Source organism: Staphylococcus sp. FSL K6-3157 (genome assembly GCF_038005145.1).
Classification (GTDB): domain Bacteria; phylum Bacillota; class Bacilli; order Staphylococcales; family Staphylococcaceae; genus Staphylococcus; species Staphylococcus equorum.
The window spans coordinates 772,715-799,586 of record NZ_JBBOSM010000001.1; the positions used below are offsets into that span (position 1 = coordinate 772,715).

Consider the following 26,872-nt stretch of genomic DNA (forward strand, 5'->3'; position numbering starts at 1 on the left):
TATGACAAGACAACCAACATTTTTAGAATCAATTTCTACTATTATAGTAATGATTATAATAGTAATTACAGGATTTGTTGTTTTTGAAATTCCAATACAAGCTTTATTAATTTTAGCATCAGCATATGCTGCGTTTATAGCAAGACGTGTTGGGTTGAAATGGCAAGATTTGGAAGAAGGTATCACACATCGCTTAGCTACAGCAATGCCAGCTATCTTTATCATTTTAGCGGTTGGAATTATCGTAGGTACATGGATGTACTCAGGTACTGTCCCAGCTTTGATCTATTATGGGTTAGAATTTTTAGACCCTAATTTATTTTTAGTATCTGCATTTATTATATGTGCAATTACTTCAGTTGCCACAGGGACAGCATGGGGCTCTGCGTCTACAGCGGGCATAGCGCTAATGGCTATAGCGACACAATTACATATTACACCAGGTATGGCAGCAGGTGCCATAATTGCAGGGGCGGTGTTTGGTGATAAAATGTCACCACTTTCAGATACGACAAATTTAGCAGCTTTAGTAACAAAAGTGAATATATTTGCGCATATAAGAGCCATGATATGGACGACTATACCAGCATCAATTATCGGCTTAATTGTTTGGTATTTTGCAGGTATGCAATTTGGTGGAAATACTAATACGTCACAAGTGAATCAAATGCTTAGCGAATTAACTAAAATTTATAATATAAATATTTTTGTATGGATTCCCTTATTGATTATTATTACGTGTTTATTATTAAAAATATCGACTGTACCTGCAATGCTTATTTCAAGTTTGAGTGCAATCATTGTTGGCGCATTTAATCATGGATTTAACATTGTAGATGGATTTAAGTCCACTTTCGATGGTTTTAATAAAGGCATGGTGGCGTCAAGTAGTGGAGATTTATCGGATAGAGCCATTAATTTGATTGAGCAAGGCGGCATGATGAGTATGACAGAAATCATTGTTACTATTTTTTGTGGCTATGCCTTCGCAGGTATTGTTGAAAAAGCTGGTTGTTTAGATGTTATTTTGAAAACAATTTCCAAAAACATTAATTCAGTTGGACAATTAATACTAGCGACCGTCATCGGTAGCCTAATAATGGTACTCGCTGCTGGTGTGGCATCTGTAGTCATTATCATGGTCGGTGTGTTAATGATGGAAATGTATAATGATATGGATTTAGATCGTTCTAATTTATCAAGAACACTAGAAGATTCAGGTACAATGATTATTCCACTTATTCCATGGGGAACATCAGGCATTTATTATACACAACAGTTAGGTGTATCAGTGGATCAATTCTTTATTTGGGCAGTACCATGTTATCTATGTATCATATTTGCAATTTTTTATGGATTTTCAGGTATTGGCATTAAAAAAGCAAAGAGTTAATAAACCAAATGATTTAAGTCTATATCGTTGAAAGAGAAAAACTTATAATTCTTAATATAAATAATGAACTATAAGTTTAAAAATATATAATTCGGTTATATATAACTATGGATGAGGTGATTCTATGTTATATCTAGTGATAATTGTAGCGATATTACTATTGGCATCAGGAATTCATCAATATTTCAATGTAGATAAAAAAGTAAAGACTCCTTCTATAATCTATTTTTCAATCGGTTTTGTATTGTATATTGTAGCGATATTACTTTATAGGACCGAATTGTTAAATAGTTCAACGATAATACATGAAATTTTACTAACTACGATATTTGGACTCATTATATTTTGGATTAATTCTCATCGAAATAAGAGTAGCGATACAATTTACTACACGATTATTATTGTTATATTAACAATCGTAGTAGCGATTTTACCGTTGGCAGCGACGTCAATAATTTCATTGCAAACAATGTTTATTGTAAGACTTATTTTTTCAGTTATTTTACTCATAATAGGTATATTTGTGTTATATACACGGATTAAAGGCAAAGCTTTAGAAAGTTTTCCATTACTTTATTTGATGGCCTTTATATATTGGATAGCGATAGCATATTGGTTTTAATAAGTATAAGACTTTAGAAGACTGAAACATAAAAGGGGCCGAGATAGAAATCAAATTTTGATTTCTATCTCGGCCCCCTTTTTCCATTTAATACTATAGCTGAATAATCACTAAAGTGAAGAACTTTAAGAAAAAATAGCAAAAAAAGACAATCCATGAGGATTGTCTTTTTTTATTTAAAACATTTATTAGTGAATATAGTTGTAAGATGAAGCTTGGCTAGCTGAGATTGTACGTGAAGTAACAACGCCAGCACCTTGGCCGTAGTTCATTTCAGAAACGTTAATTGAACCGTCGCTGTTTACATTTTCAACATAAGCAACGTGACCCATTGCGCCAGTTGATGATTGTAAGATTGAACCTTGAGAAGGTGAGTTGTTTACAGTGTAACCTGATGCAGCTGCAGCGCTTGCCCAGTTGTTTGCGTTACCCCAAGTAGAACCAATTTTACCGCCAACTTTATCAAATACATAATATGTACATTGACCTGAAGTATAAAGGTTGCTTGATGACCCTGAAGTGTTAGCCATTGAGTTTGATGAGCTTGATGGTGCGCTAGTAGTTGTTACTTGAACATTACTATTTGAAGTAGAAGTTGAAACAGCTCCGCTTCCACCAGTACCTTGGTTATTTGTTGTATATGATTGGTTTGAGTTACTGTTAGTAGCTGTAGAAGCATTTTGATTGTAGCTATAACCACTGTTATTGCTTTGAGCATTGTTGTTGTGACCTTGGTTAGCATTGCTTGGGTTCCAGTTACCTTGCCAAGTGTAATTATAGTTACCTTGTTGATCTATTGTATATGAATAGCTGTATGATGTTGGATCATTTGGGTTATATCCACCATTGTTATTTTCTGAAGCGTCTGCATCATTTTGTGCAAAAGCAAAAGTAGCGATTCCTGCAGTAGCGATAGTAGCTGTAGCGATTTTTTTCATTGTTAAATTTCCTCCTAATAATTGTAAATCATTTATCCCAGTCTCATAAAGACATTTTTTATAATTTTTTTCGCTGTTTTAACGACAAGAATTACTTTATCAGAAAAAACTCTGTTTGTGGGGTTTGTTATCGTTTTGTAATTTAGTTCTAATAATGAAGTGCGTAATGTAACAAAAGGAGAAGAGGCATTTTAGGCTTAAAATGCCGTTAATATAACCTTTACAAAATTTACAGTGTATAATTGCACTTCAGTTTATTACAAAGCTGTAAAATAACAGAAAATTACAAACAATAAAATATGAGAGAATTTAGTTATTTAAATATTTGAAAAAACGCTTTAAATAAATACTATATAAAAAGTATTAAATTAAGGTTAATGTAAATTAAATGCTGTTCTAATAGGAAAAAAAGAATTAGAGCATTGAAATTGACATGTTCTAATGAAGTATTTAATATAGAAGTATAAAAATTATACTTAGTTTGTGAGGTGATTATTTGAAAATAGAACTTGGTTTGACATCATTTGCAGATAATATTGATATTCATATGGAAAATGGACGACAAGCAGCTATAAGTAATGGACAAAGAATTAGAAATATAATAGAAGAAATAGAAACAGCTGACCAATATGGTTTAGATGTATATGGTTTGGGAGAACATCATCGAGCAGATTATGCAGTATCTGATCCCGTTACAGTGTTAGCAGCAGCAGCTCGTAATACAACGCATATAAAGTTAAGTAGTGCAGTAACAGTATTATCTTCAGATGATCCTGTTCGAGTTTATGAACGTTTCTCTACATTAAATGCAGTTTCTAATGGACGTGCAGAAATAATGGTAGGAAGAGGTTCATTTATTGAATCATTTCCATTATTTGGCTATGATTTAAAAGACTATGAACAACTCTTTAATGAGAAAATAGATTTATTATTGACCATTAATAAAGAGGAAATTGTAAATTGGGAAGGGGAGTTAAGACCTTCTATTGAAAACTTAAGTGTTTATCCTAAGGCGGAACATGGGCCTTTACCAATTACGATTGCAACTGGAGGAACGCCAGAATCTTCATTGAAAGCAGGAGCATTAGGATTACCTATAACTTATGCTATAATTGGCGGTGATCCAAAAAGATTTAGAAGAAATATAGATATGTACAAATCTATTGCTAGATCTTACGGACATAATATAAATGAATTGCCTATAGCAACGCATTCGTGGGGGTACATTGCTGAAACAGATGAGTTGGCAAAACGTGAGTTTTTCCCATCAGTAAAAGCGAGTCATGATATATTAGCCAAAGAACGGGGTTGGCCACCATATGATGAAAACAGCTTCGATCGTGAAGCAGGTCCACATGGCGCTTTGTATGTTGGAAGTCCGGAAACCGTTGCACAAAAGATAATTGAAACAATTGAAGCACTAGGCCTTACTCGTTTTATGCTGCATACACCTGTAGGTTCTATGCCACATGATAAAACAATCAATACAATTAAATTGTTAGCAGAGCGAGTAAAGCCTATTGTAGATAAATATTTTGAAAACAAATAAAAGGAGCGTTTGTAATGATATTACGTTATTTAACAAATTTAAAATTAGCTAAGGAATTATATGATGCATCAAAACCTAAACTTAAAGGTGATCAATCAATGAAAGAATCTTTTGTTGAAGTGTTTAATTTGCCATCGAATGCAATGCCATTGGCAGGAGCACTTGAAGCATTAAGTGCTGTATTTTTCGTTTTAAGCTTTGCAAGTAAAAGATTATCACGTATTGCATCACTTATAACAATTTCAGTTTTAGGTGTAGCAGCATTTAAACACTTTGAAGCAGGACATGGTAAAGCAGGTGCTAAACATGCATTAGATTTAACAAGTTTAGCAGCATTAAGCTTCATAGACACAGTTGATCTTAAGAAAAAATAATAATGATAGAACTCAATCATTTAAAATGGCAATCGTTTAAATGCACAGCAAATGTTGGATAATAGTCTAACACTTGCTGTGCATTTTTGTATGAATTTATATAGCTCATTTAAAATATCAAAATGCATTATTTTAAATAGAGATATTTGATAATTGAAATTTTTATACCTATGTCTTTTTTTAGTAATAAAAAGGGTGAATGAACCACTAAAATTTAAAAATAAAAATAAAAGATTAAAAAAAGAGTAGGAATTGTTCATATTTTTCATAGTTAAGCATATTGAATTAAAGGCGTTAAATAGGATAAAATTAAATTACTAACATCAAGATATAACAAAAGGAGTGGTTTTGTGAATGAACAAAATTTCAAGTCACTAAATGAACTTATTACAACTTATCAACAAGGTAGGAAGTTTTTTAAAACAACGAAAAAGAACTATAAACTAAATTACGAAGAGGTACTGATATTAAATTATCTGTATAATTGTAAAGAAAATGACGTCACTGCAAAAGAAATTGCTCAATACTCAGAATTGAAACCATACTATTTAACGAAGGCTTTACAAAAGCTTATAAAAATGGATTTTTTAAATAAAAAAAGAAGCAATATAGATGAAAGAACTGTAGTAGTATATATAAATCAAGCACAACGTGATAAAATTAATGAACTTATTGAGAACTTACAAGAACAGTTTTAATGTGTGAAAGCTTGATGATAATAAGGTTGTACGTAAGTCTAAATGATTTGAATATTCTGAATAATGTAATTTTATAATTATAGTTATATATTGTACGAAAATATGATTTGAGAACCAAATTAAATGTGCTATACTAATATTTGTCTAATGAAAGCGCATACAAAACGGTTTGGAAAGGTGTTTTTATGAATTTATTAATCGGGATCATATTTTTAGGGATTGTTTTAGCTTTGTTTACATTGTTCACGAGTAAAGCACCAAATGGAGGCAAGGCCATGGGGGCCCTTGCTAACGCAGCTATTGCTTCATTTCTAGTAGAAGCGTTTCATAAATATGTAGGTGGAGACTTGTTTGGTATTCCATTCTTAGGAGATTTAGGTGATGCAGCTGGAGGACTTGGCGGTGTTGCAGCTGCAGGACTCGTAGCATTAGCTATGGGTGTATCTCCAGTTTATGCATTTGTAATTGCTGTTTCATGTGGAAGCATGGATCTTTTACCTGGCTTTGTTGCAGCTTATATTGCGAGTTTCGGTATGAAATGGATGGAACAAAAATTACCAGATGGGCTTGATTTAATTGCAGCGATTATTGTCATCGCACCTATTACACGTTTAATTGCTATTGGTACAACACCATTAGTAGATGCGACGTTATTACAAATTGGAAATATCATTAAAGAATCTACGACTTCAAGTCCTATTCTAATGGGCATTGTACTTGGTGGTATTATTACTGTTGTTGCTACTGCACCGTTAAGCTCAATGGCATTAACAGCATTATTAGGATTAACTGGTACACCAATGGCTATCGGTGCTTTAGCAGTATTTGGTTCATCATTTATGAATTTTGTATTATTTAAGCGTATGAAGTTTGGAGATCGTAAAACAACGATTTCAGTTGCAATAGAGCCTTTATCTCAAGCTGACATTGTGACAGCAAATCCAGTACCAGTATATTTAACAAACTTTGTAGGTGGTGCGCTCTCAGGTGTAATTATCTCTATGTTTGGTTTAGTAAATGATGCGACAGGTACAGCTACACCAATTGCTGGGCTTATGGTTATGTTTGGATTTAATAATGCATTAACTGTAATAATTGTGGCACTAATGTGTGCATCAGGAAGTGCACTTTGTGGTTATATAGGCTCAGTTGTTTTTAAAAACTATCCTATAGTTACTAAAGATGAATTACAACATGGCACAATGCCGAAAAAAGTAAAACAATATTATAAACTTAAAGCGGAATGCATGGAAAGTTTAGCTTAAATATAATAAATTACAAAAAAACTGTTTCTGAAATAACATTTCAGAAACAGTTTTTTGTTTGATATCGTTATCTAAGAAGCATTTGCTCTTAAGTAACGCGTCGTATTACGTTCCATTTTCGCAAAGACGAACTCTAATATTATTGCTAACAACCAGTAAAATATAGCTGCTACTGTATAAACAGGAATAAAACGATAACCTTCATTTGCAATAACACGACTGACTGCCATAATTTCAGTTACTTGAACAGCGAATGCTAGGGAAGTACCTTTGATTAACATAATGAATTGATTTTCTATGTTAGGCAATGCATAAGCAAAAGCTTGTGGTAATACAATTTCTTTATAAATGCTGAATTTTGATAGTCCGACAGTTTGCGCAGCTTCAATTTGATTTTGATCTACGGATTGAAGACCGCCTTTAATTGATTCAGAAAGATACGCTACGGCATGAAAAGAAAAGACGATAAAGGCAATCGCTAAAGGTGAGAATATGTCAGGATTGATTGTCAAAGTGAACCGATCATTTAAAAAAAGTATAAATGAAGGTATTCCATAATATAGTATGAACAATTGAACGATTAATGGTGTACTTCTAAAAAACGAATTATACACGATTATAAGTTGAGATAAGACAGGTACATGTTTGATACGAATAATCGCAAATAACGTCCCAATAATAAGACCTACGAACATAGCTACAATGGAAATAATAATTGTATTTGGCACGCCTTTAAGCACTTCACTTATAGTATATAGAATGAATGACAAAATGATTTTCCTCCTTAAACGCTATATGGTTTTTGTGTTCGTTTATCAATTAAAGTAAAGGTACCTTGAATAATTAGAGCAATAATCCAGTATATGATTGAAATTACGATATAAACCTCTAGCATACCGAGTCCGTAATTGTTTCCAATGATTAGTTTGACTTGTCCCATCATATCGATGATACCAATGGTGAAAGCCAATGAAGTATCTTTGACAAGTTCTATGATTTGAGTTGTTAAATTTGGTATGCTATTTCGTAAAGCTTGAGGTATAATAATATCTTTTAAAATTCTAGGATAAGATAAACCAATTGTTAATCCAGCTTCAATTTGACTATATTCCACGGATTGATAACCTGCTCTGATAATTTCAGAAAGGTATGCACCTGTATGTAAAGTGAATGCTAAGATAACAAAAAACAATCTACTGAAATGGTTAATATCTATATGAATAAGTAACAATAATTGAGGTAATGCAAAATATACTAAAAAGAGTTGTAATAATAATGGTGTACTCCGTATAAATGAAAGATAAACTCTTACAATAGGAGCGAGTATTTTTGTCTTTTTAATACGAATCATTGCTAAAATAAAACCAAGTATGATTGCGAAAAAGAGAGAAACAATTATCATCAATAAAGTTAAAGGTAATTGTTGTAACACTTGTCCAAACAAATCTAACCAATTGACTGATCCCATTAGTTTGTCACCTCCAATTTATCTTTCTGCTCATTAATTTCACTTAAATCATCAAAGACATTTATATCAAAGTATTTTTTTGAAAGTGATTGTAATTTGCCTTCATCTTTAAGTTCTTGGGTTGCGCGATCCACGTCATCGTGAAGTTTTTGGTGTTTTTTATTGTAAACGATATGCAATGGTTCTTTCTTCACAATACCACCTATTTTAACGTCGGCATTTATCTGTTCTTGGATTGCTTTATATGTGTTCCAGTTTAAAAACATGGCATCACGACGTCCTTGGCTGACCATTTTTAAATTGTCTCCATTTGAAGGTTCTTGTATTGTGTTGATGTCAATTTTGGGACTATGGTCTTTATTAAACTGCGTGAGTATAGAATATAAACCACCACTTGGTGCCATAGGAGTGATTTTTTTATCAGGTAAATCTTGTAAACTATGTATGTCATTGTTGTCTTTGTTTACTACTAATAAAGGTAGCGCATAACTGTAAGGCACATCCTGATAGAGAAATTGTTTTTCACGTTCTGGTGTTTTGAAAAACCAATTTATCCCCATATCAAACTTGCCTGAACCAATCCCCACTAAATTCGATTCCTCTTCACCGACTTCATATTTAAAATCATATTGAGGTAATTTCTTTTCAATTAATTTCATATAATCCATATCTAAGCCAACAAACTCATTATCTTTATTTGTATATAAATAAGGTGGATTAACTTCAGCAGAAAGTGCTACTTTAACTTCTTTTTTCTGAGAATTACTATTGGAAGCATCATTATTACCACATGCTGTTAGTACGGAAACCATCATTAACATTAATAAAAATGTGAAACTTCTTTTTAATGTCATTAAATGTCACGCTCCGTTTCAACTCTGTTTAAAAAGCGATGGATTCTCTCAGATTTTGAATCTTCCAATACTTCTTGTGGCGTTCCACGATGGATAATTTGCCCATCATCAATAAATATAACTTGATCAGCAATTGCTTTTGCAAATTGTATTTCATGTGTAACGAGTACCATCGTCATACCTTCTTGAGCAATCGATCTAATCAGAGATAAGACGCTTTGAATTGATTCAGGGTCTAAAGCAGAAGTAGGTTCATCTAATAAAAGAACTTTTGGATTGAGCGCAAGTGCACGAACAATACCTACACGTTGGCTTTGACCTCCAGATAGCTGAATAGGGTATTTATCTTTTTGATTTAATAAATTCACGCGCTCTAAATAAGATGTAGCAATATCATTAGCTTGTTTGGAAGTGTAATTTTGACCATGTATTAAACCTAAAGTGATATTTTCAAGTATTGTTTTGTTTTTAAATAAATTGTAATTTTGAAACACCATAGCTGATTTTTGACGTAATTTAGCAATATCTTTATTTGTATGGTGTGCAGCATCAAATGTTTCATCCCCGATTTCAATGGTGCCAGATTTAGGAAGCGCGAGTGCGTTTAACGTTCTAAGTAAAGTTGTTTTCCCGGAGCCACTTGGCCCTATAATTGCAGTAACCGTGCCCTGTTCTTGTGCAAAGCCAACGTCGTTAAGTATCGTGTTCTCGTTGTATTTATGTATGATGTTTTTAACTGTAATCATTCAATTTCCCCCAGTATGTCAATAAATACAAAATATCATATTAATTCTTATCGGTAAAGTAGGGATTTGGTGCTGAAAAGCTTTCTTTCAATAATGGCGAGTGTTAAACTAAGTTTAAATAGTAATAAAGTTAATGATGAGGTGATGAAAGTGAATTATTCCGCATTAATACATACGGATATTCAAGAAAAATGGATTGCAAAACTAGATACAGTTAAAACGCAATTTAAAGAGAAAGCGGAATATAATGATATCCATTCGCGCTTTCCTTATGAAAATATTGAATGGCTAGTGAAAGAAGGATATACACTGCTTACTTTACCTAAAGCATACGGTGGTGAAGGGGCAACTGTTGAAGATATGGTTATATTACAAAGCTATTTAGGATCTATTGATGGTGCGACTGCACTTTCTATAGGATGGCATTTAAGTGTAGTAGGCCAATTATATGAACAACAAATGTGGGAACCAACTATGTTAGATCGCTTTGCTGAAGCAGTGAAAAATGGAGCGTTAGTAAATCGAGCAGTTAGTGAGGCTGAGACTGGTAGCCCAACTCGTGGCGGAAGACCTGCGACAAACGCTGTTAAAGTAGATGATGGATTTGTTGTTAATGGAGTAAAAACGTTTACCTCAATGAGTAAAGGGCTGACACATTTTGTTGTGAGTGCTTATTATGAAGACATCGATCAAGTTGGTTTTTTCTTAATACAAAAAGATACCCCTGGTGTAGAAATTGCAGATAATTGGAATATGATAGGTATGCGTGCAACTGAAAGTCATGATTTATTATTAAATGATGTGCACATCCCGCAAGAAAACTTTGTTGAAATAAGAGGCGCCGGTGGTAAGAAACCGAATGGCTGGATTTTACATATACCAAGTGTGTATCTTGGTATTGCACAAGCAGCAAGAGACTATGCTGTAGATTTTGCTAAAAATTACAGTCCAAATAGTATTGAAGGTACTATTGGTGATATTCCAACTGTGCAACAAAATATTGGGAAGATGGAAGCTCAATTATTATCTGCACGCCATTTCTTGTGGAGTACTGCAGCGATATATAATCGTGAGGTTTCAGGTAGTAAGGTTTGGAATGAAACATCAGCAAGTAAAGTGTTGGTAATGAACCAAGGGTTAGAAGTTATAGATACAGCTATGCGAATTGTTGGTGCTAAAAGTCTTCAAATGGAAAGACCATTACAACGCTATTATAGAGATATGCGCGCAGGTTTACACAATCCACCGATGGAAGATATGGCGTATACGAATATTGCACATAGTGTATTAGATCATTTTTAAAAATATATAAACAAACAGTTAAAATACATATAGACAAATTGTCTATATGTATTTTTTGTTATCCAAAAAAATTTGAAGATACTTATGATTACTATTGTAAATTTACTTTAGTCATTATATAATCGATTGGTAGTGATAATCATTTTCAATGGAGGAAAATTTATGAAAAAATTATTGTTTCCGTTAATTGCTTTAGTGCTTATTTTAGCAGCATGTGGTAATAATTCGGACAGTGACTCAAAAGCTGAAACAAAGTCTTATAAATTAGATAGTGGGAAAAAGATAGATATACCAAAAGATCCAAAACGTATAGCAGTAGTTGCTCCTACATATGCTGGCGGAATTAAATATCTTGGTGGAAATATTGTTGCGGTAAATGAACAAGTCGATAGTAGTAGCCTCCTTAAAGATAAATTTAAAGATGTTGAAAAAGTTGGCGAGAATGATGTTGAGAAAGTAGCAAAAACGAAACCAGATCTAATCGTTGTATATTCTACTGACAAAAATATTAAAAAATATAAAAAGATTGCGCCAACAGTCGTATTTGATTACGGCAAACATAAATATTTAGATCAACAAAGGGAATTAGGTAAGTTACTTGGTAAAGAAGATGAAGTAAAAGAATGGGAAGACAAATGGAAAGCACAAACTAAAAAAGATGGTAAAGAAATTAAAGATAAAATTGGTGAAGACGCAACAGTTTCAATTTTTGATGAATTCGAGAAAAAACTATATAGTTATGGACCAAACTGGGGCCGTGGCGGAGAAGTATTGTATCAAGCATTTGGCCTTAAAATGCCTGATAAATTAAATGATTTAGTTGAAAAAGAAGGTTGGGCTGAAGTGAAACAAGAAAAAATAGCAGACTATGCTGGCGATTATATTGTTTCGACAAGTAAAGGGAAATCAACACCAGCTTATGCCAAAACTAATCTATGGAATAACTTACCAGCAGTTCAAAATGACAATGTGCTTGAAGTGCAAGCTGAAACTTATTGGTATAATGACCCATATACTTTAGAGTTTATGAGAAAAGATTTAAAAGAGAAATTTTTAAATAACTAATATACCGAGTTAAATTAATAAGTATTACGATTAATACTATAATCAGCTTTAAAAAAGCGCAATTCAACGACTTAATACCGTTGAGTTGTGTTTTTTTATTATATATAAATTATTGTAAACTTTTTATTTTTAATAGTTAACATTTGTGGTATAATTTTTTTCATTAGGAGGATTGACTATGACGACAAAATATTTAGTATACACTGCTTTAATGACAGCAATTATTGGTGTATTAGGATTTGTGCCAGCTATTCCATTGCCAATTATGCCAGTACCTATCGTTTTACAAAATATTGGTATTTTCTTAGCGGGAATTTTACTTGGACGTAAATACGGGGCACTTAGTGTAATTGTATTATTATTACTTGTAGCAACTGGCTTGCCATTATTATCTGGTGGACGTGGTGGTATAGGTGTATTCGCAGGACCCTCTACTGGCTTTTTAATCATGTATCCAGTCATTGCATATCTAATTGGTTTAGTAAGAGATTTGTATTTCAAAAAAATAAACTTTACTGTATTATTAGTTACAACAATAATCTTTGGTGTTATTTTATTAGATATTGTAGGTACAATTGTTATGGGGCTTATGACTAATTTACCGATTTCAAAATCAGTGACTTTATCATTTGTCTTCATGCCTGCGGATTTAGTCAAAGCAATTATTGCAAGTTTGATAGGTAATATTATGCTTAATCATAGTCGTTTTAAACAATTAATAAAATAAATATATAAGGGCAGGTGATTGAATCGTGGTGATTTCGATGAATGATATATTTCAACAAGGTGATGTTTTTGTGGATGATACACTAAAGACAATTTATCTGACACCTGACGAACCCTTAGTCTACGATGTGAATAAATGGGATTATAAACAAATGCCGTCTATCATATCTTGGGAACAAGATATGAAAAATCAATTAGATATGCATAAAAAGCAAGCATCTCATCATTTAGCATTTACATTTCCTGAGAATACACTGTTAGATCAACAATGGTTAGATAAAATTCAAACATATGATTTTGAACTAGGACTAATGGAACTCTATGCAATTGAATCTCAGAATATAAAAAAACATAAAAATGATCAAATTAAAGTCATGTTTGTTACTGAACAAACATTAGAAGATTATATTACAATTTATCGTCAATTTGCTGAACCGTTTGGCAAAGCGTATGCAGACGAAAGTATTGAAGTAATACGCAATCAATTCAATAAAGATAGTAAATCTCGTGTAATCGCATATAAAGCAGATGTGCCTGTAGGGATTTTGGATTTAATCATTTCACAATGTACTGTGGAAATTGATGGTTTTGGTGTAGATGAAAGTTATCAGAAACAAGGCATTGGCAGTACGATGCAAACTTTTGTGGCGGAAGTAGCTGATACGAAACCGATTATATTAATAGCTGACGGTGAAGACAGTGCTAAGGAAATGTATATCCGACAAGGTTACATATATATAAGTTACTGTTATCAAATTTTAAAAGAAAATGCTAAATACATTTAAATAATATAATTATAGAGACTGAGACAAAAATACTCACGCTCAAAATAAAAGGTCGCATCCGTAATCAAATGGATGCGTCCTTTTTATATTTAAAATCTAATTTCTGTAAAGATTTAGATTTTAAATTACTACTCAAAAGTTTCAACAGGTGTTATGCGTTCTGGATGACTGTAAATGTTGAAATTACCATCTCTAATAAATCCTATGGCAGTAATGTTTAAATCTTGAGCAAGTGTCACTGCTAATGTTGTCGGAGCAGATTTCGATAAGATGACGCCAACACCGATTTTCGCAGCTTTGATTAATATTTCTGATGAAATACGACCGCTAAATATCAACACTTTATTACGTACAGGTATATGTCGTTGTATACAATAACCATACAATTTGTCTAATGCATTATGACGACCAATATCTTGACGATGCTCAAAGAATTTATCGCCATCACTAATCGCAGCATTATGAAGGCCACCAGTTTGTTTGAAAATTTTACTGGCGCTTTGCAAACGGGTCATCATATTGAGTACTTGAGTTGGATTTAACACAATTTTAGACATAGAAGTCTTTGCGACTGCCGCGTCATTTTGAAAATAAAACTCTCGACTTTTACCACAACAAGACGCAATCATGCGCTTTGTTGAATATTCGAAACGTTCACTGAGAGATTTGGTCAATTCAACATGAGCAAACCCTTTACTATCATCTATTTGGATAGATTTTAAGTCATCATTTTTTAAAATAGCTCCTTCAGATGCTAGGAAACCTAAGACAAGCTCTTCTAAGTGGTTCGGGCTGCAAATTATAGTCGCAAATTCTTCGCCATTTACCATAATTGTTAATGGAAACTCAGTAACGTAATGATCCTTTGTTTCTACTAACTTACCGTTCTCAAACCGTACTATGGGTTGATTGGTCAGTATATCTTCATGCATGAGTACACCCCGTTTCATATTCACTCTTTCATTTTAGCGCATTTTTCAATGTAAAAAAAAGATTCAGTTTATGAATATAACAAAGGATTTTTAATTTACACATTGTATTATTTATAATGATTTTTAAAATAGTCAAGATTGATTAAAAGGATATATACAAGTAAACTTATGGTAAACAATTAAAGAGGTGAATTTCGATATGGCAAGTATACGAGATATTGCACGTGAAGCAGAGGTAAGTCCTGGCACTGTTTCACGTGTATTAAATAATGATCCAACATTGTCAGTTTCAAAAAATACGAGAGAAAGGATTCATCGTGTTGCAAACGAACTACAATATCAAAAATCGGCTAGAAAAAATAAAAGCATTCAAATCATTACCTATGCATCTCGAGCTAAAGAAATGTCAGACCCTTATTATAGAGAGATACGCTTAGCAATAGAAGCTGAAGTTAAACGTTTGAATTTGTCTTTGAAGCGCACAATTAGAATAGATGGAAACGATAAAAATCTAGATTTATATAAAGTCGACAAGGCAGGGGCAATTATCGTAGTAGGTAATTTTTCTACAGAAGCATTGAACACACTACGTGAATATAATGAAAATATAGTTGTCATTAACAATCCTAATACACCGAAATCAATAGATGCTGTCTATTCAGATTTACACTATTCTATGACCAACTTATTGGATGAAATCAAGTCATTAGGAATGACTCAAATTGCGTATATCGGTGGTAGTCATATGATTAGAGATTTAGCCGGTACACCGTTTTCAAATCATACAGATGTTAGATATAAAGCGTATAGAGAATGGTGTTCTGAACATCAAATTAACGAAATAACTATGATTAATGGCTGGAAAAAAGAAAATGGTGAAGAAGCTGTAAAAACGTTGTTAAATGCGCATCGGTTACCTGAAGTTTTTATAGCAGGGAACGACATGATTGCTATAGGTATATTACAACAAATTCAATATGAAAAAATAGCAATTCCAAAAGATGTTAAATTGATAAGTTTTAATGATTTAGAAGTCATACAGTATGCTGTGCCTTCTATAAGTAGTGTACACATACCAGTAGATGAATTTGGTAGAACTGCAGTGCGAATGGCAGAAGAACGCATTAATAAAACGAGACACGTTGCCATACATGTCGTAGTAGAAGCACAGCTTAAAGAGCGGAATACTTTTAAAACAAAAAGACAATCTTAATTGACAAAACATTTAGTAAACAAGTAAACTTTAATTATGTTTACTAGAAGAATATCATTATAGATAAAATGATTTATATAGGAGGAGTGGGTTATTATGTTACAAGCCATGCATGATAAGTTTGAAACTTTGTTTGGCGTTAAGGCTGAAGTCAGTGCTTTTGCTCCGGGACGCATTAATTTAATAGGCGAACATACGGATTACAACGGTGGGTATGTTTTTCCAGCTGCGATTGAGTTGGGTACATATGGCCTAGCTACAAAGCGAGATGATAAACTTATTCAACTTTATTCAAATAATTTTGAAGAGGTTGGTATGATTACATTTACGTTAGATGAATTAGAATTCGAAGCGGCACATGATTGGGCAAATTATCCTAAAGGTGTAGTTAAATATTTAAGTGAACAATTCTCTGACATAGACCATGGTTTCAATATTTTAGTTGAAGGAAATATTCCAAATGGGGCAAGTTTGTCATCGTCAGCGTCTATTGAATTATTAACTGGCTGGCTCATTAAGCAGTTGTTTACTTTAGATTTAGAACGCTTAGCACTTATAAAAATAGGACAGCGTGTTGAAAATAAATTTATTGGTGTCAATTCAGGTATTATGGATCAATTTATTATTGGTATGGGTAAAGCTGAGCAAGCAATATTACTAGATACCGCAACTTTAGAATTTGATTATGTACCTGCGAAATTTGGAGATTATGTCATATCAATTATGAATACGAACAAGCGACGTTCTCTTACAGAAAGTAAATATAATGAACGTAGAGCACAATGTGAGTCGGCATTAGCTTCGTTGCAACAAGCACTTGATATTGCATCATTAGGGGAGCTGTCATTAGAACAATTTGAACAGCATCAAGATCTTATTGAGGATGAAGTGAAGCGTCGTCGTGCAAGACACGCAGTTTCGGAGAATGAACGCACGAAAAAAGCACATCGAGCGTTAGCAGAAAATAACTTTGATCAATTTGGAAAGTTATTAAATGAATCTCACGCCTCATTAAAAGAAGATTATGAAGTTACAGGGATAGAATTAGATACTTTAGCAGAAACAGCTCAGCAAGTTGATGGCGTGTTGGGAGCTAGAATGACTGGTGCTGGCTTCGCAGGTTGCGCAATTGCTTTAGTACATAAAGATAGTGTAAAACAATTGGAAAATGAAGTTTCTAAGCAATATATAGAGCGCATCGGTTACGCTCCGTCATTTTATCATGTGGGTATAAGTGATGGCGTTAAATCATTATAAATTATTAATCAATGAATAGAGAAAGGATTTTGTATATGTCTGTTTTAGTTTTAGGTGGCGCTGGTTATATAGGAAGTCATGCGGTAGATCAGTTAATTGCAAGAGGATACAACGTTATTGTAGTAGATAATCTAGGTACAGGACATAGAGCAGCTGTGCATAAAGAAGCTACGTTTTATGAAGGAGACATTCGAGACAAAGCATTTTTAGATGATGTCTTTAATAAAGAAAGCATCGAAGGTGTCTTCCATTTTTGTGCTTATTCATTAGTTGGTGAATCTGTAGAAAAACCGTTAGCCTATTTCAATAATAATGTGTACGGATTACAAGTGTTATTAGAAGTCATGTATGACCATCAAGTAGAACATATTATTTTTTCTTCGACAGCTGCAGTTTATGGTGAGCCAGATTCAGTACCTATTACTGAGGAAGATTCTAAAACACCTACAAGTCCATATGGTGAAAGTAAATTGATGATGGAGAAAATGATGCACTGGAGTCATAAAGCATACGGGGTTAATTATGCAGCACTGCGTTATTTTAATGTTGCAGGTGCTAAAGAAAATGGCGCTATTGGTGAAGACCACCGTCCAGAGACACATCTTATACCAATTGTATTAGAAGTCGCACTTGGACAAAGAGAATACTTAACAATATTCGGTGATAATTATGATACAGAAGATGGGTCATGTATTCGTGATTATCTTCACGTCGTTGATTTAATAGATGCGCATATTTTGGCGTATCAACATTTACAAAACGGCGGAGCATCTGGTGCATTTAATTTAGGAAGTAGTCAAGGTTATTCGGTATTTGAAATTCTAGAAGCTGCAAGAACAGTAACAAATGAACCTATTGAAGCAGTAGTAGGAGAAAGAAGAGCAGGTGATCCAAGTAAATTAATCGCATCAAGTGATAAGGCGCAACAAGTGCTTGGCTGGAAACCACAGCACGATAACATTAACGATATTATTAATTCAGCGTGGCAATGGCATCATCAACATCCAAATGGATATCAAGAAAATGTGGAGGGTTAATGCATGTTATTAAATCAACAATTAGTACAACAATTTGTATCACAAGCAATTTCGTATGGTGTTTATGAAGAAGAAGATAGCATTTATATTCAAAACCAACTATTGCGTAATTTAAATGCAAAAGGTATTGATGATTCAGCAGTGTCTGAATTAAATAAAGATGCGACAGCAAATGAAATTACACAATATTGGATTCGCCAAGCTGTTAGTGAAAATTGTATTGAAGATGCATTATATAGTAAAGAAATTGTTGAAGCTCAAATTCTAGACTTAATTACACCACGCCCATCGGTAATTAACCGCAAGTTTAACGAAGCATATAAACTGTCACCAGAAGCGGCTACAGATTATTTTTATGACATAGCTAAACGTAATCACTATGTCAAAGAAGATGCAATTGCGAATAATATTAATTATGATGTTGCTACTGAATACGGAGATATTGAAGTCACGATTAATCTATCAAAACCTGAAAAAGATGCAAAACAAATTGCAAAAGCGAAAGAAGCACCAGCTACCGCTTATCCGAAATGTGCATTATGCATAGAAAATGAAGGCTTTAAAGGTTCAGTGCTACAAGCTGCAAGAACAAATCACCGCGTCATTCGCTTAAATTTAAATGGTGCAAAGTGGGGCTTCCAATTTTCGCCATATGCCTATTTTGCTGAACATAGTATTGTTTTATCTGAACAACATGTCCCTATGGAAATCAATAAAAATACTTTCATTAATTTGTTAGATTTTATAGATCAATTTCCTCATTATTTTATTGGGTCTAACGCGGATATACCTCTTGTGGGTGGATCAATTTTATCGCACAATCATTATCAAACTGGAAGACATGTATTTCCGATGGATAACGCTGCTGAAATAAATCAATTTACTATTGCTAATTATCCATCAGTTCAAGCTAGCACTTTAAATTGGCCAATGAGTGTTATTCGTTTGAAAGGCGACAATAGAGCGCAACTGATTGAAGCAGCTACTTATGTCATGACACAATGGAATCAATATTCGGATGATAGTGTGGATATTAAAGCATTTAGCATTAATGGTGAACGTCATCATACGATTACACCAATCGCAAGATATAGGGAACAACAATATGAATTAGACATTGTCTTACGAGACAATCAAACTTCAGAACAATTCCCTGATGGCATCTTCCATCCACATAAAGACGTGCAACATATTAAGAAAGAAAATATAGGTCTAATTGAAGTAATGGGAACTGCTATATTACCAGGGCGACTAAAACAAGAATTACAACAAGTTAAAGATTATTTATTAGATAAAACTCAAATAGATTTAGGAATACATCAACAATGGGCTGAAGAAATGAAACAATCATATGATATTAATGTAAATAATGTCGATGAAGTTGTAGATAAAGAAGTAGGATTTAAATTCAAACGTGTATTAGAAGATGCTGGCGTATTTAAGAATACAGAACAAGGTCATCACGCGTTTAAACGCTTTATTGAACAACTATAAAACAGCGCCTCACAATTATAAAAAATATACGCTTACAAAAGGCCTAAGTACTATCATTTAGGTCTTTTGTTTTTTTATGAATAAGAATATAATTATAAGTGATAGGAGTTGTTTTATATGAAAATAAAATATTTAATCGTAATGTTTATGACGCTATGTCTAGTATTAGCAGGGTGTTCAAATGGAAACAGTAAGAGCAAAAACGATAGCAATTCTGATGGAAACGAAAAAAAACAAGAACTACATATTTCAGCAGCAGCAAGTCTGACTGACGCAACTAAAGAATTGAAACGAGCATTTGAAGCAGATCATAAAGATGCAAATGTTACATTTAATTATGGTGGGTCTGGTTCATTAAGACAACAGATTGAAAAAGGTGCGCCTGTAGATGTGTTTATGTCAGCGAACAAGAAAGACGTTGATGCATTACAAGATAAAGATAAAGCACAAAATACATATGAATACGCTAAAAATAAACTCGTACTTATTGGTGCCAAGGACAGTAATTATAAATCGGTTGAATCTCTACAAGAAGGCGATAAATTAGCCATTGGTGAGGTTAATTCTGTGCCAGCGGGGAAATACGCCCAGCAATATTTAAAAGATAACGGTTTATACGAACAAGTGAAACCTAATTTAGTATTTGCTAAAGATGTGCGACAAGTACTAAACTATGTTGAAAAAGGTAATGCGCAATTAGGGTATGTGTATAAAACTGACTTATATCAAAGCCAGCAAAATGGCGAGAGTCATGTTAAAGAAATCGATGCAGCTGATTTAAAGCAACCCATTGTTTATAAAGCAGCGACAACAACAGATAAGCAGTTAGCTAAAGCATGGATTGACTTTCTTAAGACAGATCAAGCTAAAGAAATATTAGAAAAGTATCAATTTGAAGCATAGGAGGTTTTAGCAATGGTAGATGTTACACCATTTTGGATATCACTCAAAGTAGCTGTTATTAGTACAACCATCGTTACTTTTATTGGTATCGTTGTTTCAAGATGGTTGTATAAACGACATGGTTTTATTGCTAGAATCTTAGAAAGTATAATTATTTTACCTATTGTATTACCACCAACTGTTATGGGATTTATTTTATTAATTGTCTTTTCACCTAGAAGTTTTGTTGGTGCATTTTTTACGGATGTATTACATTTACCAGTAGTTTTTACGCTGACTGGAGCAGTTATTGCATCTGTGATTGTGAGTTTTCCATTGATGTATCAGCATACTGTTCAAGGGTTTCGTAGTATAGATAATAAAATGCTCAATACTGCACGAACGATGGGTGCGAGTGAAAACAAGATATTTTTCAAATTAATTTTACCATTGTCCAAGCGTCCGATATTATCAGGAATTATGATGAGCTTTGCCCGAGCAATAGGGGAATTTGGTGCGACACTGATGGTTGCTGGTTACATACCTAATAAAACGAATACGTTACCTTTAGAAATATACTTTTTAGTAGAACAAGGTAAAGAAAATCAAGCGTGGTTGTGGGTGATTGTCCTTGTCGCATTTGCGATTACAGTAATTGGCACAATCAATGTGTTGAATAAAGACCGTTATCGGGAGGTAGATTAATTGTTGAAATTACATTTAGAGCATGCGCTCAAAAACACGCAATTGCATATGAGCATACAAGATACTGAACCTAAAATTTATGCAGTTAAAGGTCCTTCCGGTATTGGTAAAACAACAATTTTAAATATTATAGCAGGATTGAAAAGTGCAAATAAGGCACATATAGAAGTTAATGAACGTATTTTAACTGATACGCCTAACAATATAGATGTGAAAATTCAACAGCGTAATATTGGATACTTATTTCAAGATTATCAATTGTTTCCTAATATGGATGTGTATCAGAATATAACTTTTATGGCGCAACCTTCTGAACATATAGAGACTTTGATGCATCAATTAAACATTACGCATTTAAAATCACAGTTTCCAATGAGACTGTCGGGTGGAGAATCCCAGCGTGTGGCATTAGCAAGAACGTTAAGTACTAGACCAGATCTCATATTATTGGACGAACCATTTTCAAGCTTGGATGATACGACTAAAGATGAAAGTATTCAGTTAGTAAAGCGCATATTTGAAGAGTGGCAAATACCAATTATTTTTGTAACACATTCTAATTATGAAGCAGAGGCACTGGCTCATGAAGTGATTAATATTGAATGAATGATTGCTGATAAGATGCTGCAAGCTCAAGATATATTCTAGGTGATTAGGTACTTGTGAAATTATAAAATATTAAAAATAAGACCAATCCATTATTAGTATTTATGGATTGGTCTTATTATGTTGACATGTCGATTATAATTTATTTTCCGGAATTGGAAAATAGTCAAATATTTCTCCTGAATTGAGCGCATCTGTTAGAGTAGATAGCCAAGCATAATAGAGTTTAGAATGTTCTATTTGCTCTAAAATTTCTTGTGCTTCTTCTATGATTTCAGGTGTAGCAGTTTCTGAATGAATAATGGGATTCAATAAAGATTCAGCTTTGTATATTGCTTCTGAATTCAATTTGATTTCACGTTTCCATTTTTGTGAAAAGAAGTTTCCAAAAAACGTAAAAAAGTCTTTTTCAGCAGTAAAGTGTTGTTTTCTACTTCCTCGAACAAACTCTTGTTTTACGCCATCAAATTCTTGCAGTCTTTTAACACCTGCACTCATACTGGGCTTACTCATTTGTAATTCATAACGCATTTCATCTAGTGTCATATTACTTTGTTCAAAAACCATCGTGCCATATAGATTACCTACACTACGATTGACTCCATAAAGATCCATGGTTTCTCCAATTGAATTGATGACGATATCTTTTGCTTGCTCCAATAGTTGTTCATAGTCTTTTGAACGTGCCATTGATTCACCTCCATGTAATAGTTAACTTATTGTAACACGAACATATAATTAAAGGATATGCTTTATAAGTAACGTGCGGCATGATTTAGAGCATATTAAGTGTATGAATAAAACCTTTAACTTTTCTAGTTATACCAATCATTGCTAGTGCTCAGAATCAAAAATACATAGGGAATTCACTACTTTTTGTAATATTAATGGCAAACCGTTGTTACTCTCGCATGCAAGATTTATAATGGATACAATGATGTATAGAGAGGGTTATTGTAGTGACAAAAGACCGCTATTCAAGACAAACGTTATTTAAACATATAGGTCCTAAAGGACAAGATAAAATCATGCAATCACACGTGCTCATTGTAGGTGTGGGGGCACTTGGTACACATCTTGCTGAAAGTTTAGTTAGAGCAGGGGTTGGTACATTAACTATTGTAGACAGAGATTATATCGAATATAGTAATCTTCAAAGACAAACGTTATTTAGTGAATCGGATGCGTTGGAAGGTTTGCCAAAAGTTGTTGCTGCTAAACAAAAATTATTGGATATTAGACAAGATTTGAAGATTCATAGTTATATTGCACATGTAAATCGTCAGTTTTTAGATGACAATGCTGGTTCAGCTCAACTTATATTAGATGCAACAGATAACTTTGAAACGAGACAGTTAATTAATGATTTTGCTTTTCAAAAAGGCATACCGTGGATTTATGGTGGGGTAGTCCAAAGTACTTATGTAGAAGCTGCTTTTATTCCAGGACACACGCCATGTTTTAATTGCTTAGTGCCACAGTTACCAGCTATAAACATGACATGTGATACGGTAGGTGTAATTCAACCTGCAGTGACGATGACTACAAGTTTGCAGATGAGGGATGCGCTAAAAATTTTAACAGAACAACACGTTCCGACTAAAGTAATTTATGGAGATTTATGGGAAGGCACACACTTTACATTTGGATTTAGTAAACTACAACGGAGCGATTGCAAGACTTGTGGTTGCGCACCTACGTATCCACATTTAAATGAAACGAAACGACAGTTTGCTAGTTTGTGTGGTAGGGATACAGTGCAATACGAAAACCCTAATATTTCCCAGGAAATATTAGAAACATTTTTAACTCAGCAAAATATTGCCTATCGACGTAATCCTTATATGATTCACTTTGAATATAATGGCTATCGTATTGTTAGCTTTAAAGGTGGCAGATTACTGATACATGGTATGACGAATCCTCAACAAGCGATTACTTTAATAAACCAACTATTTGGCTAAAGGAGTGTAACAATGCATACAAATGTTAAGTTAAATCAAGATATAAAATGTGCAGTATTGACAGTTTCTGATACACGAGATTATAAGACAGACAAGGGTGGTAAATTAGTAATAGAGTTGTTATCGGAATTAAATGTTTCAATCGATAAGGCGCATTATAAAATAGTAAAAGATGAACAAGAAGCGATTCAAATGCAAGTTGAGCAATGGTTAAGTGAAGATATCGATGTGATTGTTACTACAGGTGGCACTGGTATTGCACAAAGAGATGTAACTATAGAAGCAGTATCTTCATTTTTTACTAAAGAAATTGAAGGATTTGGAGAGCTGTTTAGATATCTTAGTTATGCTGAGGATGTAGGTACGAGAGCATTATTGTCTCGAGCAATCGCGGGGACAGTAAATGACAAGTTAATCTTTAGTATTCCAGGATCTACTGGAGCTGTTAAATTAGCATTGGAGAAGTTAATAAAACCAGAACTAAATCATTTGGTTAAAGAAATAACTAAATAAAGAGGGTGAGAAGAATCAAAATACGAAATTTGATATCTTTCCCGCCCTCTCACAAGGTTTACTAGAAAAAAGAATACAAGAGCTTCACATTAGTGTATTTATATATGAGATAGGCTACTGCCAATATAATTATTGAGGCTGAGACACGTATTTATGTCTTAGAGACTTTATTCGAGTTGAGCGTAAATATTAATTATGCTTTTCGTTCAAAATCACCAGATTTACCACCTGATTTAGATAGTAAATAAGTTTCGCCAATAACCATACCTTTGTCTAAAGCTTTTGTCATATCATATACAGTAAGTGCTACAGCAGTTGCAGCAGTTAATGCTTCCATTTCGACACCTGTTTTTCCAGTAGTAGACACAGTTGCTTGGATATTCAAAGTGAAAGTTTGCGTATGCTTCTGCCACTGAAATTCAACATCAATACCTGTTAGTGGTAAAGGATGACACATTGGAATAATATCAGCAGTGTTTTTAGCAGCCATAATACCTGCAATTTGTGCAGTATTAAGAACATTTCCTTTTTTATTTGTATGATCAACAATTTGTTGATAGATTTCTGGGTTTACGGTAATGCTTGAATGTGCAATTGCAGTACGTTTCGTAATATTTTTTTCAGAAACATCTACCATTTTAGCATTGCCCTGTTCATTAATATGTGTAAATTCAGACAAACATATCCCTCCTAATCGTTTTCTAGTATATCACGAAATTAATTAATATAAGGAGTAGATTTAGATGCCAGTTGAGAAAAGAAATCCAATTCCAGTAGGTGAAGCCATTGAACGCGTTGTGAGTCAAAATATTTATATGGGTGAGACTACAGTGCCCCTAGATGCTAGCTTAAACCATGTATTGGCTGAAGATATTATTGCTACATACGAAATTCCCCGTTTTAACAAATCACCCTATGATGGTTTTGCCATTAGAAGTAAAGATACAACAAATGCAAGTGGTGCGCACCGTCTAACTTTCAATGTGATTGACCATATTGGTGCCGGTGCTGTTTCGGATAAAAAAGTTGGTGCGTTTGAAGCAGTTCGAATTATGACAGGTGCCGCGATGCCTGAAGGTGCAGATGCAGTCGTCATGTTAGAACAAACTGTAGAACAAGGACAAAGTTTCACATTACGTAAGGCATTTAAATCAAATGAAAACGTCTCTTTAAAAGGTGAAGAAACTCAAATAGGTGACGTTATTTTACAAAAAGGACAACAAATTAATCCTGGTGCCATTGCAGTATTAGCTACATATGGCTATGCACAAGTTCCTGTTTTTAAAAAACCAAGCGTAGCCGTAATTGCTACAGGCAGTGAGTTATTAGATGTAAGTGATGATTTAGAACCTGGGAAAATAAGGAATTCTAATGGGCCAATGATTACTGGATTGGCTAGTAAATTAGACTTACAAGTAAAACGTTATCAAATACAACAAGATGATTTAGAAAGTAGTATTCAAGTGGTTACAGAAGCGATGCAACAACATGATATCGTCATTACTACTGGTGGTGTATCAGTTGGGGATTTTGATTATTTACCACAAATATACGAAGCATTAAATGCTGAAGTCCTTTTTAATAAAATTGCTATGCGTCCAGGAAGTGTGACGACAGTAGCAGTAGCAGAAGGTAAGTATCTATTTGGTTTATCTGGAAATCCATCAGCATGCTTTACAGGCTTTGAGTTATACGTTAAGCCAGCAGTTCAACATATGATGCACGCAAATGCACTTTATCCTCAAGTCGTGCAAGCTACATTGATGGAAGATTTTACAAAAGCAAACCCATTTACGAGATTTATTCGTGCGACGGTCACTTTTAACGGCAAAGAAATGACAGCGGTTCCTTCAGGATTTAACAAATCAGGTGCAGTTGTAGCGATTGCACATAGTAATGCCATGATTATGTTACCAGGTGGAACAAGAGGATATAAAAAAGGTTATACGGTAAATGTAATATTAACTGAATCACTAGCTTATGAAACGGAATGCTTTATATGATTTTACAAATTGTTGGATTGAAAAACTCTGGGAAAACCACATTAATAGAACATACAATTCAGGTATTAAAAGAACATCACCACACAGTAGCAACGGTGAAACATCATGGACATCATAACTCTGAGGACGACCCTGATATCACATTACAAAATAATCATGTTGACCATATGAAACACTTTTATGCAGGTGCAGATCAAAGTATTGTTCAAGGTAATGCTTACCAACAAAGTGTCACCAGAACACAAAACAAAACGCTTGATGAAATCATAGATGAATCTGTTACAATAGACAGTAACGTAATATTGGTAGAGGGTTTTAAAGAAGCAAGTTACGATAAAGTGTTAGTTTATCGTGATGAAAACGACCGAAATGCACTAAATCATTTAACACATATTAAGTATGCCATTAATATATCAAAACCAGAGGCTTTACGTCAGTATGACCAATGGTTATTATCTTTTTTAATATCAAAGGAATGAAT

29 protein-coding genes are annotated in these 26,872 nt (G+C 33.6%); 21 read left to right on the forward strand and 8 right to left on the reverse strand.

Annotation, left to right across the window (positions count from 1 at the left end):
• Window position 1: 1 nt before the first annotated feature.
• Both nhaC and MHB47_RS03440 read left to right on the forward strand, forming a co-directional pair.
• Complete coding sequence (nhaC, locus tag MHB47_RS03435; RefSeq protein ID WP_340755160.1) at window positions 2–1,393, forward strand: Na+/H+ antiporter NhaC; 1,392 nt, start codon at window positions 2–4, stop codon at window positions 1,391–1,393.
• Between the two features lie 124 nt (window positions 1,394–1,517).
• On the forward strand, window positions 1,518–2,015 hold the full coding sequence (locus tag MHB47_RS03440; protein WP_340755162.1) for a hypothetical protein: 498 nt from the start codon (window positions 1,518–1,520) through the stop codon (window positions 2,013–2,015).
• A 188-nt stretch (window positions 2,016–2,203) separates the two neighbouring features.
• Here MHB47_RS03440 and MHB47_RS03445 read toward each other — a convergent pair whose 3' ends face one another.
• A complete protein-coding gene (locus tag MHB47_RS03445) occupies window positions 2,204–2,953 on the reverse strand; it encodes a CHAP domain-containing protein (protein WP_340755164.1) in 750 nt (249 codons plus the stop codon).
• 496 nt (window positions 2,954–3,449) lie between these two features.
• Here MHB47_RS03445 and MHB47_RS03450 point away from each other — a divergent pair, with 496 nt between their 5' ends.
• From MHB47_RS03450 to MHB47_RS03465, 4 genes are all read left to right on the forward strand, one after another.
• Window positions 3,450–4,502 carry an LLM class flavin-dependent oxidoreductase gene (locus MHB47_RS03450; protein ID WP_340755166.1) on the forward strand — a complete coding sequence of 351 codons (1,053 nt, stop codon included), beginning with the start codon at window positions 3,450–3,452 and terminating at the stop codon, window positions 4,500–4,502.
• A gap of 14 nt (window positions 4,503–4,516) precedes the next feature.
• The gene (locus MHB47_RS03455; protein ID WP_002506919.1) at window positions 4,517–4,876 is read left to right on the forward strand and encodes a hypothetical protein; all 360 of its coding nucleotides are present in this window, start codon (window positions 4,517–4,519) and stop codon (window positions 4,874–4,876) included.
• Window positions 4,877–5,226: 350 nt separating this feature from the next.
• Window positions 5,227–5,574, forward strand: a complete 348-nt coding sequence (locus MHB47_RS03460; protein ID WP_285322003.1) for a transcriptional regulator, SarA/Rot family — start codon at window positions 5,227–5,229, stop codon at window positions 5,572–5,574.
• Window positions 5,575–5,759: 185 nt separating this feature from the next.
• Complete coding sequence (locus MHB47_RS03465; protein ID WP_002511464.1) at window positions 5,760–6,839, forward strand: PTS sugar transporter subunit IIC; 1,080 nt, start codon at window positions 5,760–5,762, stop codon at window positions 6,837–6,839.
• Between the two features lie 71 nt (window positions 6,840–6,910).
• Here the strand turns inward: MHB47_RS03465 and MHB47_RS03470 are convergent, their stop codons facing one another.
• Genes MHB47_RS03470 through MHB47_RS03485 form a run of 4 tightly spaced genes read right to left on the reverse strand, consistent with a single transcriptional unit; the run spans window position 6,911 to window position 9,907 of the window.
• The gene (locus MHB47_RS03470) at window positions 6,911–7,609 is read right to left on the reverse strand and encodes an amino acid ABC transporter permease (protein ID WP_340755171.1); all 699 of its coding nucleotides are present in this window, start codon (window positions 7,607–7,609) and stop codon (window positions 6,911–6,913) included.
• A 14-nt stretch (window positions 7,610–7,623) separates the two neighbouring features.
• Window positions 7,624–8,307, reverse strand: coding sequence for an amino acid ABC transporter permease (locus MHB47_RS03475; RefSeq protein WP_002506924.1), 684 nt, complete (start codon window positions 8,305–8,307; stop codon window positions 7,624–7,626).
• On the reverse strand, window positions 8,307–9,161 hold the full coding sequence (locus tag MHB47_RS03480) for an amino acid ABC transporter substrate-binding protein (RefSeq protein WP_340755173.1): 855 nt from the start codon (window positions 9,159–9,161) through the stop codon (window positions 8,307–8,309). Before MHB47_RS03480 ends, MHB47_RS03475 begins: the two co-directional genes overlap by 1 nt.
• Window positions 9,161–9,907, reverse strand: a complete 747-nt coding sequence (locus MHB47_RS03485) for an amino acid ABC transporter ATP-binding protein (protein WP_002511462.1) — start codon at window positions 9,905–9,907, stop codon at window positions 9,161–9,163. The genes MHB47_RS03480 and MHB47_RS03485 overlap by 1 nt, the downstream gene beginning before the upstream one ends.
• A 144-nt stretch (window positions 9,908–10,051) precedes the next feature.
• On the opposite strand from MHB47_RS03485, the gene MHB47_RS03490 reads away from it, so the two are divergent.
• The 4 genes from MHB47_RS03490 (at window position 10,052) to MHB47_RS03505 (ending at window position 13,785) form a co-directional block, all read left to right on the forward strand.
• Window positions 10,052–11,209, forward strand: coding sequence for an acyl-CoA dehydrogenase family protein (locus MHB47_RS03490; protein ID WP_422055654.1), 1,158 nt, complete (start codon window positions 10,052–10,054; stop codon window positions 11,207–11,209).
• Between the two features lie 162 nt (window positions 11,210–11,371).
• The gene (locus tag MHB47_RS03495; protein ID WP_002506928.1) at window positions 11,372–12,274 is read left to right on the forward strand and encodes an ABC transporter substrate-binding protein; all 903 of its coding nucleotides are present in this window, start codon (window positions 11,372–11,374) and stop codon (window positions 12,272–12,274) included.
• Window positions 12,275–12,452: 178 nt separating this feature from the next.
• A complete protein-coding gene (locus MHB47_RS03500) occupies window positions 12,453–13,001 on the forward strand; it encodes a biotin transporter BioY (protein WP_340755175.1) in 549 nt (182 codons plus the stop codon).
• A 37-nt stretch (window positions 13,002–13,038) separates the two neighbouring features.
• Window positions 13,039–13,785, forward strand: a complete 747-nt coding sequence (locus MHB47_RS03505; protein WP_340755176.1) for a GNAT family N-acetyltransferase — start codon at window positions 13,039–13,041, stop codon at window positions 13,783–13,785.
• A 128-nt stretch (window positions 13,786–13,913) separates the two neighbouring features.
• Here the strand turns inward: MHB47_RS03505 and fdhD are convergent, their stop codons facing one another.
• Complete coding sequence (gene fdhD / locus MHB47_RS03510) at window positions 13,914–14,717, reverse strand: formate dehydrogenase accessory sulfurtransferase FdhD (protein WP_340755178.1); 804 nt, start codon at window positions 14,715–14,717, stop codon at window positions 13,914–13,916.
• Window positions 14,718–14,916: 199 nt separating this feature from the next.
• Between fdhD and MHB47_RS03515 the strand changes: the two genes are divergently transcribed.
• The 7 genes from MHB47_RS03515 (at window position 14,917) to MHB47_RS03545 (ending at window position 21,911) form a co-directional block, all read left to right on the forward strand.
• Window positions 14,917–15,930 (forward strand): LacI family DNA-binding transcriptional regulator, encoded by a 1,014-nt coding sequence (locus MHB47_RS03515; protein WP_340755180.1) that lies wholly within the window; start codon window positions 14,917–14,919, stop codon window positions 15,928–15,930.
• 96 nt (window positions 15,931–16,026) lie between these two features.
• Window positions 16,027–17,187: a galactokinase gene (locus tag MHB47_RS03520; protein WP_340755181.1), complete on the forward strand. Its 1,161-nt coding sequence runs from the start codon at window positions 16,027–16,029 to the stop codon at window positions 17,185–17,187.
• Window positions 17,188–17,222: 35 nt separating this feature from the next.
• Entirely contained in the window at window positions 17,223–18,224 is a 1,002-nt protein-coding gene (gene galE / locus MHB47_RS03525) for a UDP-glucose 4-epimerase GalE (protein WP_340755182.1), read from the forward strand.
• A gap of 3 nt (window positions 18,225–18,227) precedes the next feature.
• Window positions 18,228–19,718 carry a UDP-glucose--hexose-1-phosphate uridylyltransferase gene (gene galT, locus MHB47_RS03530; protein WP_340755185.1) on the forward strand — a complete coding sequence of 497 codons (1,491 nt, stop codon included), beginning with the start codon at window positions 18,228–18,230 and terminating at the stop codon, window positions 19,716–19,718.
• A gap of 117 nt (window positions 19,719–19,835) precedes the next feature.
• Window positions 19,836–20,621, forward strand: a complete 786-nt coding sequence (gene modA / locus MHB47_RS03535) for a molybdate ABC transporter substrate-binding protein (protein ID WP_340755187.1) — start codon at window positions 19,836–19,838, stop codon at window positions 20,619–20,621.
• Window positions 20,622–20,633: 12 nt separating this feature from the next.
• Entirely contained in the window at window positions 20,634–21,305 is a 672-nt protein-coding gene (modB, locus tag MHB47_RS03540; protein WP_340755188.1) for a molybdate ABC transporter permease subunit, read from the forward strand.
• Entirely contained in the window at window positions 21,306–21,911 is a 606-nt protein-coding gene (locus MHB47_RS03545; protein WP_340755190.1) for an ATP-binding cassette domain-containing protein, read from the forward strand.
• Between the two features lie 135 nt (window positions 21,912–22,046).
• On the opposite strand, the gene cudC is transcribed toward MHB47_RS03545, so the two are convergent.
• Window positions 22,047–22,601: a choline uptake/conversion transcriptional regulator CudC gene (gene cudC, locus MHB47_RS03550; RefSeq protein ID WP_021338415.1), complete on the reverse strand. Its 555-nt coding sequence runs from the start codon at window positions 22,599–22,601 to the stop codon at window positions 22,047–22,049.
• Between the two features lie 269 nt (window positions 22,602–22,870).
• Between cudC and MHB47_RS03555 the strand changes: the two genes are divergently transcribed.
• Together MHB47_RS03555 and MHB47_RS03560 are read left to right on the forward strand one after the other, a co-directional pair.
• Window positions 22,871–23,875: a ThiF family adenylyltransferase gene (locus tag MHB47_RS03555; RefSeq protein WP_340755193.1), complete on the forward strand. Its 1,005-nt coding sequence runs from the start codon at window positions 22,871–22,873 to the stop codon at window positions 23,873–23,875.
• A 12-nt stretch (window positions 23,876–23,887) separates the two neighbouring features.
• Entirely contained in the window at window positions 23,888–24,388 is a 501-nt protein-coding gene (locus tag MHB47_RS03560) for a MogA/MoaB family molybdenum cofactor biosynthesis protein (RefSeq protein WP_064783517.1), read from the forward strand.
• A 193-nt stretch (window positions 24,389–24,581) separates the two neighbouring features.
• Here the strand turns inward: MHB47_RS03560 and moaC are convergent, their stop codons facing one another.
• Window positions 24,582–25,067 carry a cyclic pyranopterin monophosphate synthase MoaC gene (moaC, locus tag MHB47_RS03565; RefSeq protein WP_340755195.1) on the reverse strand — a complete coding sequence of 162 codons (486 nt, stop codon included), beginning with the start codon at window positions 25,065–25,067 and terminating at the stop codon, window positions 24,582–24,584.
• Window positions 25,068–25,131: 64 nt separating this feature from the next.
• Here moaC and MHB47_RS03570 point away from each other — a divergent pair, with 64 nt between their 5' ends.
• Window positions 25,132–26,391, forward strand: a complete 1,260-nt coding sequence (locus MHB47_RS03570; protein ID WP_340755197.1) for a molybdopterin molybdotransferase MoeA — start codon at window positions 25,132–25,134, stop codon at window positions 26,389–26,391.
• Complete coding sequence (gene mobB, locus MHB47_RS03575) at window positions 26,388–26,870, forward strand: molybdopterin-guanine dinucleotide biosynthesis protein B (RefSeq protein ID WP_340755199.1); 483 nt, start codon at window positions 26,388–26,390, stop codon at window positions 26,868–26,870. Before MHB47_RS03570 ends, mobB begins: the two co-directional genes overlap by 4 nt.
• Window positions 26,871–26,872 lie beyond the last annotated feature (2 nt).